Source organism: Streptomyces sp. NPDC029014 (assembly GCF_055564695.1).
This window is the reverse complement of sequence record NZ_JBVHVT010000036.1, coordinates 1-13,641: the sequence shown is the minus strand read 5'-3', so window position 1 is coordinate 13,641 and position 13,641 is coordinate 1. Positions and strand designations below refer to the sequence as shown.

General features: G+C 74.5%; 14 protein-coding genes and 1 tRNA gene. 5 read left to right on the top strand and 10 right to left on the bottom strand.

What is annotated here, in order from left to right; translation table 11 throughout:
• Positions 1-38 precede the first annotated feature (38 nt).
• Positions 39-707 (top strand): TetR/AcrR family transcriptional regulator, encoded by a 669-nt coding sequence (locus ACZ4VL_RS20850; RefSeq protein WP_468201888.1) that lies wholly within the window; start codon positions 39-41, stop codon positions 705-707.
• 37 nt (positions 708-744) lie between these two features.
• On the top strand, positions 745-1,770 hold the full coding sequence (locus tag ACZ4VL_RS20845) for a phytase (RefSeq protein ID WP_468201886.1): 1,026 nt from the start codon (positions 745-747) through the stop codon (positions 1,768-1,770).
• 52 nt (positions 1,771-1,822) lie between these two features.
• On the opposite strand, the gene ACZ4VL_RS20840 is transcribed toward ACZ4VL_RS20845, so the two are convergent.
• Together ACZ4VL_RS20840 and ACZ4VL_RS20835 are read right to left on the bottom strand one after the other, a co-directional pair.
• Positions 1,823-3,163 carry a phosphatase PAP2 family protein gene (locus ACZ4VL_RS20840; RefSeq protein ID WP_468201883.1) on the bottom strand — a complete coding sequence of 447 codons (1,341 nt, stop codon included), beginning with the start codon at positions 3,161-3,163 and terminating at the stop codon, positions 1,823-1,825.
• A 182-nt stretch (positions 3,164-3,345) separates the two neighbouring features.
• Positions 3,346-3,419 (bottom strand) — tRNA-Pro (locus tag ACZ4VL_RS20835).
• A gap of 118 nt (positions 3,420-3,537) precedes the next feature.
• Between ACZ4VL_RS20835 and ACZ4VL_RS20830 the strand changes: the two genes are divergently transcribed.
• Positions 3,538-4,098: a DUF309 domain-containing protein gene (locus ACZ4VL_RS20830; RefSeq protein ID WP_468201881.1), complete on the top strand. Its 561-nt coding sequence runs from the start codon at positions 3,538-3,540 to the stop codon at positions 4,096-4,098.
• On the opposite strand, the gene ACZ4VL_RS20825 is transcribed toward ACZ4VL_RS20830, so the two are convergent.
• Genes ACZ4VL_RS20825 through ACZ4VL_RS20810 form a run of 4 tightly spaced genes read right to left on the bottom strand, consistent with a single transcriptional unit; the run spans position 4,095 to position 7,451 of the window.
• The gene (locus tag ACZ4VL_RS20825) at positions 4,095-4,493 is read right to left on the bottom strand and encodes a VOC family protein (RefSeq protein WP_468201878.1); all 399 of its coding nucleotides are present in this window, start codon (positions 4,491-4,493) and stop codon (positions 4,095-4,097) included. The two genes, ACZ4VL_RS20830 and ACZ4VL_RS20825, sit on opposite strands and share 4 nt — an antisense overlap.
• Positions 4,494-4,498: 5 nt before the next feature.
• Positions 4,499-5,170, bottom strand: coding sequence for a LutC/YkgG family protein (locus ACZ4VL_RS20820; RefSeq protein WP_468201876.1), 672 nt, complete (start codon positions 5,168-5,170; stop codon positions 4,499-4,501).
• Complete coding sequence (locus ACZ4VL_RS20815; RefSeq protein ID WP_468201873.1) at positions 5,167-6,699, bottom strand: lactate utilization protein B; 1,533 nt, start codon at positions 6,697-6,699, stop codon at positions 5,167-5,169. Before ACZ4VL_RS20815 ends, ACZ4VL_RS20820 begins: the two co-directional genes overlap by 4 nt.
• Complete coding sequence (locus ACZ4VL_RS20810; RefSeq protein WP_468201871.1) at positions 6,696-7,451, bottom strand: (Fe-S)-binding protein; 756 nt, start codon at positions 7,449-7,451, stop codon at positions 6,696-6,698. Before ACZ4VL_RS20810 ends, ACZ4VL_RS20815 begins: the two co-directional genes overlap by 4 nt.
• Before the next feature lie 18 nt (positions 7,452-7,469).
• On the opposite strand from ACZ4VL_RS20810, the gene cobF reads away from it, so the two are divergent.
• The gene (gene cobF / locus ACZ4VL_RS20805; RefSeq protein WP_452934979.1) at positions 7,470-8,222 is read left to right on the top strand and encodes a precorrin-6A synthase (deacetylating); all 753 of its coding nucleotides are present in this window, start codon (positions 7,470-7,472) and stop codon (positions 8,220-8,222) included.
• Between the two features lie 6 nt (positions 8,223-8,228).
• On the opposite strand, the gene ACZ4VL_RS20800 is transcribed toward cobF, so the two are convergent.
• Complete coding sequence (locus ACZ4VL_RS20800; protein ID WP_468201868.1) at positions 8,229-9,389, bottom strand: aminotransferase class V-fold PLP-dependent enzyme; 1,161 nt, start codon at positions 9,387-9,389, stop codon at positions 8,229-8,231.
• 121 nt (positions 9,390-9,510) lie between these two features.
• Entirely contained in the window at positions 9,511-11,253 is a 1,743-nt protein-coding gene (locus tag ACZ4VL_RS20795) for a glycoside hydrolase family 71 protein (protein ID WP_468201865.1), read from the bottom strand.
• 230 nt (positions 11,254-11,483) lie between these two features.
• Between ACZ4VL_RS20795 and ACZ4VL_RS20790 the strand changes: the two genes are divergently transcribed.
• Positions 11,484-11,969 (top strand): hypothetical protein, encoded by a 486-nt coding sequence (locus ACZ4VL_RS20790; RefSeq protein ID WP_468201864.1) that lies wholly within the window; start codon positions 11,484-11,486, stop codon positions 11,967-11,969.
• 25 nt (positions 11,970-11,994) lie between these two features.
• On the opposite strand, the gene ACZ4VL_RS20785 is transcribed toward ACZ4VL_RS20790, so the two are convergent.
• Both ACZ4VL_RS20785 and ACZ4VL_RS20780 read right to left on the bottom strand, forming a co-directional pair.
• Entirely contained in the window at positions 11,995-12,834 is an 840-nt protein-coding gene (locus tag ACZ4VL_RS20785) for a type II toxin-antitoxin system PemK/MazF family toxin (RefSeq protein WP_468201861.1), read from the bottom strand.
• A 107-nt stretch (positions 12,835-12,941) separates the two neighbouring features.
• Entirely contained in the window at positions 12,942-13,475 is a 534-nt protein-coding gene (locus ACZ4VL_RS20780) for a GNAT family N-acetyltransferase (protein ID WP_468201859.1), read from the bottom strand.
• Positions 13,476-13,641: the final 166 nt, after the last annotated feature.

Below are 13,641 nucleotides of genomic sequence, written 5' to 3'. Positions count from 1 at the left end.
TTACCGAGCGGTAAATTACTTACTGATAATATGGGGGTATGGCAACCCCTTCCTCAAAGGCCGGCACCAAGGGCGTCCCGCGGGAGCAGCGCCGGCAGCAGATCCTGGCCGCCGCCACGGAGGAGTTCGGCACCAGCGGCTACGCGGGGGCCTCGCTCGCCGCGATCGCGGCGCGGGTCGGCGTCACCAAGACGCTGCTGCACCAGTACTTCGGCACCAAGGAGGAGCTGTACACCGCCTGCCTGGTCCCCGTCGGGGACCGGCTCCTGGGCGCCGTCCGGGCGGCGATGGAGCCGGGCGGGGCGGGAGCCGGGGCCGTACCGCCCACGCCGCTGCGCGTCCTGCACGGCGTCTTCACCGCCCTGGAGGGGCGGCGGGAGGCCTGGTTCGTCCTCTACGACCCCTCCCTGCCCGCGGACGGCGAGGCCGTCCGCCGTGCGGCGGAGTACCGCGCGCCGATCGACCGGCTCGCCGCCGAGGGCACCGCCGACGTGCTGCGCGCGGCCGGATCCACCGACCCGCTGGACGCCGACGCGCTCAAGTACGTCTGGCGGGACCTGGTCTCCACCCTCGTCCGCTGGTGGGTGAAGCACCCCGAGCAGTCCCCGGAGGCCATGACCCAGCGCTGCGCCCGGCTCTTCGCGGCCGCCGCAGCCCTCACCGCAGGTTCAAGTGGCGTTCATCCAGGGCTCGTCGGGGATACCTAACCTCCCCCTGTCCACCCCCCGACCGGAAGGGAACCCGGTGTCCATCACCGTCTCCGTCCGCCGCGCGGCCCTCCCCGCCGCAGTCCTGGCCGCACTGCTCGTCCCCGCCGCGCCCGCGCAGGCGGCGGGCGCCTCCGTCACCGCGACCGTGGAGACCGCGCCCGTCTCGCACAGCGGGGACGCCGCCGACGACCCCGCGATCTGGGTCCACCCGACCGACCCAGCCAAGTCTGTGGTCGTCGCCACCGACAAGAAGGGCGCGCTGGAGGTCTACGACATGACCGGCGCGCGGATCCAGCGGATCAGCGGCGACTACGGCAACAACGTCGACCTGCGCGGCAACATCGTCGTCTCGGCGGACGACGAGGCCGCCGGCGGCAACGGCGCCATGCACGTCTACCGCATCGACCCGGGCACCCGGAAGCTGACCCGGCTGAAGGACGTCCCCACCGAGGTCACCGCGCACGGCATCTGCCTGTACTCCTCGCCGGTCTCGGGCAAGCTGTACGCCTTCCCCAACTCCACCTCCGGCCGCGTCGAGCAGTGGGAGCTGGCCGTTAGCGGGAACTCCGTGACCGCGACCTCGGTCCGCCTGTGGGACGCGGGCTCCGCCGTCGAGGGCTGCTACGCCGACGACACCACCGGCAAGCTCTACCTCGGCGAGGAGGACGTCGGCGTCTGGATCTACGGCGCCGAGCCCACCGCCGGAACCGGCCGCAGCAAGCTCGACTCCACCGGCTCGGGCGGACACATCACCGCGGACACCGAGGGCATCACCGCCGCCGGGAACCGGATCTTCGTCTCCTCCCAGGGCAGCAACGACTTCACGGTCTACGACCGCACCAGCCACGCCTACCTGGGCCGGTTCTCCGTCGCGAACGGCACCGCCGCCGACGACTGCGAGGACACCGACGGCATCGACGCCACCGCCGCCGACCTCGGACCGGCCTTCCCGCAGGGCGTCTTCGTCTGCCAGGACGGCTCCAACGGCTCCCCCGGCACGAGCGGCAACCAGAACTTCAAGTTCGTCCCGCTCCAGCGCATCACGGCGAACTTCCGCTGACGGTCCGGTGCGCCGGCACCCGCGCCGGCGCACCGACCCCGTGCCGCCCGCCTCACACCGGTTCGGGCTGCCGCTCCCGTCGCGGTTCCGGCAGCCGCACCTCTCCCGTCCCCTGCTCCCCCCGCCTGCCGGTGCGTACGTAGCCGTAGGCCACCGAGGCCATCGCGAGCAGGACCAGGGGCCCGAACACCCACGGGTGTGCGGCCATCTCCTGCGACAGGTAGCGGTAGGCCACCAGGAGCCCGACGAACACGGCCGAGCCGTAGCAGACCAGCTGGATCCCCGCCCGGTCCCAGCCGCGGTCGAGCGAGCGCATCGCCGCGTCGATCGTGAGCGTGAACACCACGCCGGCGACGATGTCCGCGCCGTAGTGGTAGCCGAAGCCCAGGGTCGCACCGAGCGTGGTGACCAGCCAGAACGTGCCCAGGTAGCGCAGGGCCCGCGGGCCCCTGCGGGAATGCAGGAAGATCGCGGTGGCCCACGCCGTGTGCAGGCTGGGCATGCAGTTGCGCGGGGTGACCCCGTCGAAGGGCATCGGCTGCGGGGTACCGACCGGCGACGGCGTGTTCGGCCACAGGTCGGCCAGCGCCCAGTGGCCCCCGTCGGCGCCGTAGGCGAAGATCGGGCCGACCACCGGGAAGACCATGTAGATGCCCGGCCCGAGCAGCCCGATCACCAGGAAGGTGCGCACCAGGTGGTGGCCGGGGAAGCGGCGTTCGACCGCCACGTTGCGCAGCTGGTAGAGGGCGACGATGACGGCGGCCACCGCGAGTTGGACGTAGACCCAGTCCAGGACGTGGGCGCCGACCGTGCCGGTGGCCTCGACGATCCGGCCCGCCACCCATGACGGGTTGCCCAGGGCGTGATCGGCGGTCGCCACGTACTGGTCGAGCACCATCGGGCGGGTCTTCGACGTGATCAGCAGCCAGGTGTAGCCGGTCTTGCGGCCGGCCACGAGCAGCAGGGCCAGCCCCACGCCCTGGAGCAGCAGGACGCGCTCCCGCCCGGTGCGGCGCGTCACGGCGATCACGGCACAGGCCAGGGTCACCCACAGCGCTCCGTTGCCGTACATCATCTCGGCGCCGACGGCCCACCGTACGAGCCAGAAGACCAGGTCGACGGCGATCGCGGCGCCGACCGCGAGGAACCGCTGCCGCCAGGTGAGCACCACCAGCATCAACATCATGCTGGCGTACAGCACCGTGCCCGATGCGGGGGCGAAGATCACCTCGCGCGCCTGGGCGGTGATCGGCCCCGGCTCGCCGTAGCCGCGCGCAGCGATCTCCAGGGCGATGAGGAAGCCGAGGGCCACCGTGCCCACCGCGGCCCACAGCACGACCCGCGGCCGGCGCCGTGCAGCGGAGTCGCTTCCCCCGTCCGTTCGCGAGAGCACTCGCGGTTCCGCAGATATCAATTCTTCAGCCGATGTTCATGACTCAACTTGGTCAGCGTTGACTCGAACATGCTAGCGGAGGGGGTAGGAGCGGACCCGAGGATGGCGGACCGTCCCGGAATGCACGAAAGGCCGTCCCCTCACGGATGAGAGAACGGCCTTCGACTTACGACTCCGAAAAGTCGGGACGACAGGATTTGAACCTGCGACCCCTTGACCCCCAGTCAAGTGCGCTACCAAGCTGCGCCACGTCCCGATGTGCTCCGGCGGGGCTTCCCACTTGGGGTTTTGCCGTCCCGGCGGCACATGCAGAACATTACCCCACGTTGAGGGGTGCGTATGCACGGGTATCCGTCGCGGGGCAGGATGACCGCATGGACGGACGGGATCGGGACGCCGCCGGGCGGGCGCGGAGCGCGCGGCCGCGGGACGGACTGGGGCGGCCGCTGCCCTACGGGGAGGCCGGCGTGCCGCGCCAGCCCGAGGGGGTGGTGCGGACGCCGGCGGAAACGGTCGGGGAGGCGCAGCGACTGCTGGACGCCGGGATGCCGTTCCACGCGCACGAGGTGTTCGAGGACGCCTGGAAGTCCGGGCCCGCCCCGCAGGCGCCGCTGTGGCGGGGTCTCGCGCAGCTGGCGGTCGGCCTGACCCATGCCGCCCGCGGGAACGCCGTGGGCGGGGCCCGGCTGCTGCGGCGCGGGGCCGCGGCCCTGGATCCCGCCCCGGTGCCGGAGGCGTACGGGATCGACGTGCCGGGGCTGGTGGCCTGGGCGCGGGAGTTGGCCCGGCGGGTCGAGGCCGGGGAGCCCGTCGACGCCGCGACCGAGGCACCGCGCCTGCTCGCGGACGACCCCGGCGCGCCGGATGCCCCCGATGCCCCTCATGTCCCTGGTGCGCCGGACGTCCCCGGTATTCCCGGGCGTCCTGGGGGTTAGGCCTCCCCGGCAGGCTGGAGGAGGTCCCAGCGGTTGCCGTACAGGTCCTCGAAGACCGCGACCGAGCCGTACGGTTCGTGGCGCGGCTCCTCCATGAAGCGGACGCCCTCCTTGGTCATGCGGGCGTGGTCGCGCGCGAAGTCGTCGGTGTGGAGGAAGAAGCCGACGCGGCCACCGGTCTGGTCGCCGACCCGGGCCTGCTGGGCCCCGTCCTTGGCGCGGGCCAGCAGCAGCGCGGCTTCGGTGGCGCCCTGCGGGCGGACCACGACCCAGCGGGACCCGTCGGGGCGCGCGGTGTCCTCGACGAGCGTGAAGCCGAGCGCGCGGGTGTAGAAGTCGATGGCCTCGTCGTAGTCGCGGACCAGGAGAGCGGTGAGGGCGATGTGTGCGGACATGGCTCCTATTGTGCGGAGGGCGTGGCCAGGACGACCTCCAGGGTCCGGGGGCCGTGCACGCCCTCCACCCGGTCGAGCTCGATGTCGCTGGTGGCGGACGGGCCGGAGATCCAGGTCAGCGGGCGCGCCGGGTCGAGGCGCCCGAGCGCCTCGGGGACGGAGTCCACCAGCTGTTCGGGGACGCGGACCACGCAGACGTGGTGGTCGGGGACGAGGGTGATGCGCCGCCGGCCCTGGTCGGGACCGCCGTCCAGGACGATCGTCCCGGTCTCGGCGATCGCGAGGGCGCAGCCGGTCACCACGCTGTCCACGGCGTCCAGTTCGTACGGGGTGGTCCGCGCGAGGTCGGGAACGCGCTGCTGCCGGGCCGCGGCGAGCCAGTGCGGGGGCAGGCCCGGCGGGACGAGGACCGTCCGTGCGCCCCGGTCGTCCAGGAGCGCCGCCAGCAGGGCCGGCAGGGCGGCTTCCTCCGCGCGGTGGACCAGGGCCCGGTACTCGGTGAGGTTCGCGGCGAGCAGGTCGGCGCTCTCGGCGCGGCTGCGGTCGGCGTGGACGCGCAGGTAGTCCCGCGGGACGGGGTCCTCGGTCGGGCGGGTCCGGTCCGGGCCGCCCGACCGGCCGGGGTCCGCGGCGATCGCCCGGCGGATGCGGCCCAGGATGCGGTCCCTGCTGGTCATGCCCGGCCCCCTCGGTCCCGGCCCCCTCGGTCCCGGCCGCCCGGGGCGCGGTCGCCGCGTTCCCGGGCCCACCAGTCGCGGAAGGGCTCGGGCGGCGGCTGCGGCAGCTCGCGGCTGTCGGTCCAGGCCCGCCCCGGCCCCGGGAGCCGGCGCGGCCGGATGCGCCGGGCCCGGGCCAGCAGGCGTTCCCCGGCGCGCAGCGCGCCCGGGCGGTCCAGGAGGAGTCGGGCCGCGCGCATGGCGGCCCGCTCGGCGGTGTGGCCGTGTGCGGGCCGGAGCCGCACGCGGACGCCCCCGCGGGTCACCGGGCCGCCCTGGACCACCCGTTCGCGCAGGTGGACGAGGATCTCCGGGATGTCGATGGCGACGGGGCACACCTCGTAGCAGGCCCCGCACAGGGTGGAGGCGTAGGGCAGCGAGGCGTCGATCGCGCTGCCGGTGCCCCGCAGTTGGGGGCTGAGGACGGCCCCGATGGGGCCGGGGTAGACGGAGCCGTAGGCGTGGCCGCCGGCGCGTTCGTAGACGGGGCAGACGTTCAGGCAGGCCGAGCAGCGGATGCAGCGCAGGGCCTGGCGGCCCACCTCGTCGGCGAGGGCGTCGGTGCGGCCGTTGTCGAGGAGGACCAGGTGGAAGGCGGAGGGGCCGTCGCCGTCCGTGGTGCCGGTCCACATGGTGGTGTACGGGTTCATGCGCTCGGCGGTGGAGGAGCGCGGCAGCGTCTGGAGGAAGACCTCCAGGTCGCGGAAGGTCGGCACGACCTTCTCGATGCCCACCACCGAGATCAGGGTGTCGGGGAGGGTCAGGCACATCCGGCCGTTGCCCTCGGACTCCAGGACGACCATGGTGCCGGTCTCGGCGACCATGAAGTTGGCGCCGGAGACGGCGACCCCGGCGCGCAGGAACTTCTCGCGCAGGTGGCGGCGGGCGGCCTCGGCGAGTTCGCGCGGGTCGTCGCCGAGGCCCTCGGGGGCGGGGCGGCCCCAGCGGCCCATCTCCCGGGCGAACAGCTCGCGGATCTCGGCGCGGTTGCGGTGGATGGCGGGGACCAGGATGTGGGAGGGGCGGTCCCGGCCGAGCTGCACGATGAGCTCGGCGAGGTCGGTCTCGTAGGCGGCGATCCCGGCGGCCTCCAGGGCCTCGTTGAGGCCGATCTCCTGGGTGGCCATCGACTTCACCTTGACCACCTCCCGTTCGCCGGTGGCGAGGACCAGGTCGGTGACGATCCGGTTGGCCTCGGCCGCGTCCGCCGCCCAGTGGACGGTGCCGCCCGCGGCCGTGACGGACTCCTCCAGCTGGAGGAGGTAGTGGTCGAGGTGGCGCAGCGTGTGGTCCTTGATCGCCTTGCCGGCGGCGCGGAGCCGCTCCCAGTCGGCGAGTTCGGCGACGGCGCGGGCCCGCTTGCCGCGGATGGTGTGCGTGGCGTGCCGCAGGTTCGCGCGCAGCACCTCGTCCCGGACGGCCTCGCGCGCGGCAGCGGGGAAGGGCGGGAAGGGTGGGAAGGCCGGCATGCCGACGAACGTGCCCGTCATACGAGGGGGTCCTCCTCCGTCGAGGCCAGGATCTCGGCGAGGTGCAGGGTGCGCAGCGCGGTGCCGCGGCGGCGCAGGAGGCCGTCGAGGTGGGCCAGGCAGGAGTTGTCGCCGCCGCAGAGCACCTGCGCGCCGGTGGCCGCCGCGGCGGCGACCTTGTCGGCGCCCATGGCCGCGGACACGTCGGGGTTCTTCACGGCGAAGGTGCCGCCGAAGCCGCAGCACTCCTCGGCGCCGGGCAGTTCGACCAGTTCCAGGCCCTTGACGGCGGCGAGCAGCCGGCGCGGTCGGTCCCCCAGCCCGAGGCCGCGCAGGCCGTGGCAGGAGGGGTGGTAGGTGACGGTGTGCGGGAAGTAGGCGCCGACGTCGGTCACGCCGAGCACGTCGACGAGGAACTCGGTGAGCTCGTACACGCGCGGGGCGAGGTCCTCGGCGAGCCGGGTCGTCCCGGGGCCGCGGCCCTCCCGCTCCGCGAGGCGGCCGATGCGCGGGTAGTGGGTGCGGATCATCGCGGCGCAGGAGCCGGAGGGGGTGACGACGTAGCGGTGGCCGGCGAAGGCTTCGGCGGTGCGCCGCAGCAGGGGTTCGCTCTCGCGCCGGTAGCCGGTGTTGTACGGGGGCTGGCCGCAGCAGCTCTGGGCCGCGGGGAAGTCCACCTCGACGCCGAGCCGCTCCAGCAGGCGCACGACGGCGGTCCCGGTGCGGGGGTACAGCGCGTCGTTGACGCAGGTGACGAACAGGGCGGCGCGCACGGAAGGCAGAATAGCCGCGTGAAGAAGTTCTCAGTGATCGGCATAGGCGCGGGCGACCCGGACCACCTGACCCTGCAGGCGGTCAGGGCGATCGGCGCGGCGGACGCGTTCCTCATCCTGGAGAAGGGTGAGGAGAAGGCGGACCTGACGGGGCTGCGGCGCGAGATGCTCGCCGCGCACGCCCGCCCCGGGCACCGGATCGTGGAGGGCCGGGACCCGGACCGGGACCGGACCCCGGCCGCGTACGCGCCGACGGTCGACGGTTGGCGCAGCGCGCGGGCGGAGATCTTCGAGCGGTTCGTCGCCGAGGACCTCGCGGACGGTGAGACCGGCGCGTTCCTGGTGTGGGGCGACCCCTCGCTGTACGACTCCACCCTCGCGATCCTCGACGAGGTGCTGGAGCGGGGCCGGGTGGCCTTCGAGCACGAGGTGGTGCCCGGCGTCAGCAGCATCTCCGCGCTGCTGGCCCGGCACCGCACCACCCTGAACCGGGTGGGGCGGCCGGTCCAGATCACCACCGGGCGGCGGCTGGCCGAGGGCTGGCCCGCCGACGCGGACGACGTGGTGGTGATGCTGGACGCGCGGCACGCCTTCACGGCCCACCTGGACCAGGACCTGTACATCTACTGGGGTGCGTACGTCGGCACGCCGGACGAGATCCTGGTGCAGGGCAAGCTGGCGGAGGTCTCCGGCCGGATCGAGGAGCTGCGGACCGAGGCCCGCGCCCGCAAGGGCTGGATCATGGACACGTACCTGCTCAGGCGCGGCTGAGGCCGGTCACTTCAGGAGGGGGGGCAGGACGGCGGCGAGGCGTTCGTAGTCCTCGGGGCGGTTGTACAGCTGACCGCACACGCGGATGCCGCCGCCGCCCGGCCACGGCCAGATCAGCACCCGGATGCCCTGCTCGGCCGCGATCCGCTCGCGCAGGGCGCGGGCCTCGTCCGGGGTGCCCGCCAGCCCGGCCGGCAGCCGCAACGAGCGCATCGCCAGGCCCTCGGTGTACGGCAGCGGGGTGATCCCGGGCAGTGCGGCGAGGAGCTCCGCGCCGTAGCCGGCGAGCGCGGCGTTGTGGGCCCGGGCCTTGGCGGGGTCGAGCCGCTGCAGGAGGTCCAGGCCCTCGGGGGCGGCGAGCCAGCCGGTGTAGTCGGCGGTGGCCCGGTTCTCGACGGAGCGGGGGAAGCCCTGCGGGTCCTCCCAGGAGGGGACCAGTGCGCGGATCCGGCTGCGGTGGGCGGGGGCGACGGCGAGGACGGCGCTGCCGGAGGGGGCGTAGCCCCACTTGTGCAGGTTGCCGAACCAGAAGTCGGCGCCGACGGCGAGCGGGTCGGCGAGCATGCCGGGGGCGTGGGCGCCGTCGACGACGGTGGTGATCCCGCGCGCGGCGAGGTCGGCGAGCAGCCGGGGCGTGGCGAGGACCCGGGCGGTGGGCGAGCTGATGTGGTCGAGGACGGCCACCTTCGTCCGGGGGGTGAGGGCGGCGAGGACGGTCTCGCGGACGGCGTCCTCGTCGGGCAGGGTCGGGTCCAGGGCCACGGTGGTGACGGGGGCCCGGCGGGCGGCGGCCGCGGTGACGGTGCCGTAGCCGTGGTCGGTGACCAGGATCTCGTCGCCGTCGGCGAGTGGGACGGCGGCGAGGGCGAGGTTGGCGCCCTCGGTGGCGTTGGAGATGAACGCGATGCCGTCGGGGTCGGCCGCCAGGTGGGCGGCGACCCGGGTGCGGGCGGCGGCGATCCGGTCGGGGGCGCCGATGAAGAAGGCGTCGGGGTCGGCGTGCGCCTCGTCGCGCAGTGCGGCCTGGGCCTCCTGGACCGGGACGGGGACGGCGCCGAACGAACCGTGGTTGAGGTGGGCGATGCCCGGGTCCAGTCGGAACAGCCCGGGCCCGCCGGGGAACACGGACGGGGCGGCGTGCGGTGCGTCGCTGGTCGGCTGGGTCACGGATCCTCCGCGGAGTGGACGGTGCGGTCGTCTCCGGATCATCGGCGGCTGCGGGGCGGGCCGGAAGGGCCAATCGCGCCAGGGTGGCCCACCGCGCGGGGCCGCGGCCGCTGGTGACGGGTCAGCTGCGGCCGCTGGTGACGGCGTGGTACTGGAGGTCCTGGACCTTGACCGTGCGCTGCACGGGCACGGGCAGCTCGGCCCGGGCGCCCGTCTTCCCGCCGCGGACGACGGCCGCCGCGCTGGTGCCGGTCCGTAGCGGCAGCAGCGCGGAGTGAAGCCCGGCCGGGGCCTCGTACGTGCCCGTGGCCGGTCCCGTCCGGGTGCGGACGGTCGCCGGTGCCGTCAGGAAGCTGAGCACCTCCACCGTGTCGCGGGCCGCGGCGCTGCCCTTGCGCAGGGACATCACCAGGGACTGGTTGCCGGCGGGGTCGGCGGCGGCGAACTGGGTGCGGGCCGTGACGTACAGGGTGTCGCGGACGATCTCCGGCCAGCTGCCCGTCTTGAACCGGGTCAGGTAGTAGGAGGTCAGGTCGAGGTAGGCGTGGCCGTTGTGCACGGAGGGGGCGAACTGGGTGCCCTCGGAGTAGTCGTTCCAGGTGGTCAGCTGGACCCAGTCGGCCCCGTCCTCGATGGCGCGGGTCCATGTGGTGCGCAGGGTGGCGGTGTTGCCGGCCTCGTCGTATACGCCCTGGTTGGGGCGGGCGTCCTGGACGGAGACGGGCTGCATCCACACCTTGCCCAGGTCGTGCGCCCGCCGCACGTCGCGGGCGGCGCCCTCCTGGCCGACGTAGCTGCGCGAGCCCCACTCGGAGAAGCCGTGGCTGATCGGCGCGAACCGCTCGTGGTGGGAGTCGAAGTCGAGGAAGGTCGGGACGAGCGCGGTGCGGATGCCGTGCCGGGACTTCAGCAGGTCGATGAAGCGGCTCCACCAGGCCGGGTCCTTCGCCTCCGCCTTGAAGGGGGAGACGACGAGGCGGCCGTCGCCGAGGCGGTGGGCGGCGGGGGCCTTGCCGAGGGCGGCGACGGCGTCGGCGAGGACGGCCGGGTCGTCGGTCGTCAGCGAGGTCATGTCCGGCATCAGCATGATCTTGAAGCCGGGGTCGACCGAACGGGCCGCCTCCATCAGGAGGTTGGCCCGGTCCCAGTGCTGCCCGCTGAGGGAGAGCAGGTCGAGGGTGAACCCGTCGAGGCCGGCGGTGCGGGCGGTGCGCACCTCCTGGCGGAGGTTGGCGAGCTCCCAGTCGCCGCTCTTCGGCTTGACGGGCAGGGGCCGGTCGCGCAGCAGGCCGCCGTACCGCTCGTGCTTGCCCTTCTCTCCGTCGGGGTTCAGGTAGTTGCGGGTGTAGTAGTCCTGGTCGGCCCGGACGTTGTCGAGGGAGAGCGGGTACGGCGTGAAGTAGTGGGCGAACACCGGCTTGCGGCCCGGGCCCGCCGCGGCGCGCAGGGCGGCCGGCTCGGGCATGTCGAACGGGAGGGCGCCGGCGGGCCGGTGGTCGCCGGTATCACCGGAGTCCGGGACCGGGGCCGGGGCCTTGCCCTTGCCGGGGCCGTCCTGGCCCGCGCCGGGGGCGGGGGCGGGGCCGTCCCGACCGCCCGCGCCGGAGCCGCCGGAGACGCCGGGGGCGGCGGTCCGGGGCTCGCCGGTGCGCGGGGCGGCGGTGTCCTGTCCGGCCCCGGCGGTGAAGGGGTCGAGGGCCAGGCCGGCCGCGAAGACGCCGAGGAGCAGGAAGCCGGACAGCAGCAGGGTCAGCAGGGGCCGGCGGCGGAAGCCGCGCCGGCGCCGGTGCGAGGCGCGGCGCCGTTCGGCTCGGGTTCCGGCCTGCGGCTGCGCGTGCCGGCCCGTGGTCCGGTCCGCTCTCATGGTGCGTGTCCTCCCTGGAGCCCTCCCGGGGGTCCGGGCTGAAGAGCAGTAGAGCCGATTACCGTCTCCCGGACAACCGTTCACCCTGGCGCGTACAGCGCGCGGCCCAGGAGGGTTACGACGGCCGCGGACGGGCGGATCGTTTCTCCGGAGTGGGTCATTCCCCTGGCACTGCGTCAGGAGTGGCGGATAATCAGCGACACGCGGCCCGAATCCACCCTTGGCCGCGCATGGACACGCATGCAATGGGGGGCATCGTGCCGATGAGGGAACCAGGTCGCGCCGGAACGCTCCCGGCGACGTCCGACGAACTGTCCAGGCTGCTCACCGCCGTGCGGCGCGGGAGGGTGCTGACCGTGACCGGCCGGTTCCGGGAGCCGCGGAGCCTGCTGGTGCGGGACATGGCCGAGCGGCTCGCGTCCAACTTCTGCGACGGCACCGCCGTCGTCCGCGTCGACGGCCGCTTCGGCGTCGGCGAGCTGACGGCGGCCCTGGGCCGCGTCCCGGGGATGGCGTTCCTGCCCTGCGGGGCGGCGAGCACCCTCTCGTGGCTGGCCGAACGGGACATGCTGCTCGTCCTGGACGGCGGCGAGTTCCTCACCCCGCAGGCGCTGTCCTGGCTCGGGGAGCTGCTCGCCGCGGCCCCCGGGGTGCGGATCCTGGCGGCCGGGCGGTTCCCGCTCGGACTGGCCGGGGAGCGCGTGCACCGCCTCTGAGCGGCGGGCGGGTACGCGGCCCCGGTCAGCCGCGGTTCCGGCCGAGCACCAGCCGCAGCAGCCGGGCCGCCGCCCGCTGCGGGCCCGCCGCACCGGCCCACGCGGGTGCTGCGGCCGGCGCCGGCCGCCGGGCCCGGAGCTGTGCCCAGACCGCATCCGGGCAGCGGCCCTGGGGGCGGGACTTGAGGAACCTGCGGTACGGCACCACCCGGGGCTGCCGGCCGATCTCCACCCAGTGCGGGCGGCCCGACACCTCGTCCCAGCCCGTGTTCGGGATCCGGATGTGGTCGCGGCGCCCGTCCTTGTCCTTGCTGGTGATCTGGGCGACCTGCGCCGCGCCGGAGCCGGTCTGCAGCACCACGCAGTAGTGCCGCAGCTGTCGCTCGGGGTCCTCCCGCAGCGGCACCATGGCCAGCCACACCTCGCCCGCGAGGGGGCGGGCACCGCGCCGCTTGTCCCACCGGCGCACGACGAGGTGCACGGCGAGGGCCGCGAGCCCGCCCGCGAGCGCCTCGACCGGGGCCCGCACGTTCCACGGCTGCCCGGCCACCCGCGCCTCGGCGTACAGCACGGCCCCGGCGACGGCGACCAGGAGGACGACGGTCCGCAGCAGGAACAGCCACCACAGGAAGCGCCCCGCCCCGCCCGCCACGGCGGTGAGCACGCACGCGGCGGCCACCGGGACGCCGTAGACGACGGCCCACCTGCCGGCGCCCTCCACCTCCAGGGGCGGGGACTGCTCGGCCATCAGGTCCGGTAGCAGGACGGGGAGGGCCATCAGGCAGCCGACCAGCCCCACGACGTTGAGCAGCAGGTAGCCCGCGCAGCCGGTTCCCGCGCGTGACGTGTTGTCGCGACGTGTCACCAAGCCTCCCCCAACTCCGGGGCCGCACGCTAACGCACGGGCAACACCCGCGCCAGGGGCCACTGTTGGACAGCCGTGGCGCACCGGCGACGGTCGTACGGATCCCGTCAGGGCTGCTTCCACTCGTCGACGGGCAGGCCGAGGACGACCTCGTCCACGAACTCCCCGGACACCCAGGCGGACCGCCTGAGGGTGCCCTCCAGGGTGAAGCCCGCCCGTCGCGCCGCACTGATCATCGCGGTGTTGTCGGCGAGGGTGTCCACCTGGAGCCGGTGCAACCCGCGCACGGTGAAACCGTACCGGCACAGCAGGTGCACGGTCTCCGCCCCGAGCCCGCGACCCCGGTTCCCGGGGAGCAGCGAGATGCCGAGGTGGGCGCAGCGGTTGTGGGTGTCGATGCCCCACAGCAGCGCCTCCCCCGCCAGCTCGCCCGAGGCCCGCTCGACCACGGAGAAGACGGCCGCGTCGTCGGCCGGGGCGGCGGGCTCGTACGGGGAGTGGCCGCCGGAGGCCGCCAGCGGCCGCCAGGGCCGCGAGTCGGCGCGCGAGCGGGTCGCGACGTCCTCGTACAGCTCGGCGTGGAGTACGGCGACGTCATCGGCGTGCCGGGCGCGCAGCCCGGCCAGTCGTCCCTGGATCACCCGTTCTTCCTAGCCCCGCTCCGGCCGGGACCGCAACCGGTTTCCGCACCGCCCGCGAACGGTGTGCGCACCGCCGGACACGGGTCCGGGGGGGGGGGGGGGGGGGGGGGGGGGGGGGGGGGGGGGGGGGGGAGGGGGGGGGGGGGGGGGTGGGGGGGGGGGGAGG

Bases quoted from the DNA above. Each gene is read 5' to 3' on its own strand.
- ACZ4VL_RS20825 (WP_468201878.1), bottom strand. From the start codon at position 4,493: ATGTCCGCACACATCGCCCTCACCGCTCTCCTGGTCCGCGACTACGAC.
- ACZ4VL_RS20820 (WP_468201876.1), bottom strand. From the start codon at position 5,170: ATGACCAGCAGGGACCGCATCCTGGGCCGCATCCGCCGGGCGATCGCC.
- ACZ4VL_RS20830 (WP_468201881.1), top strand. From the start codon at position 3,538: ATGGACGGACGGGATCGGGACGCCGCCGGGCGGGCGCGGAGCGCGCGG.
- ACZ4VL_RS20815 (WP_468201873.1), bottom strand. From the start codon at position 6,699: ATGACGGGCACGTTCGTCGGCATGCCGGCCTTCCCACCCTTCCCGCCC.
- ACZ4VL_RS20790 (WP_468201864.1), top strand. From the start codon at position 11,484: ATGGACACGCATGCAATGGGGGGCATCGTGCCGATGAGGGAACCAGGT.
- ACZ4VL_RS20795 (WP_468201865.1), bottom strand. From the start codon at position 11,253: ATGAGAGCGGACCGGACCACGGGCCGGCACGCGCAGCCGCAGGCCGGA.
- ACZ4VL_RS20850 (WP_468201888.1), top strand. From the start codon at position 39: ATGGCAACCCCTTCCTCAAAGGCCGGCACCAAGGGCGTCCCGCGGGAG.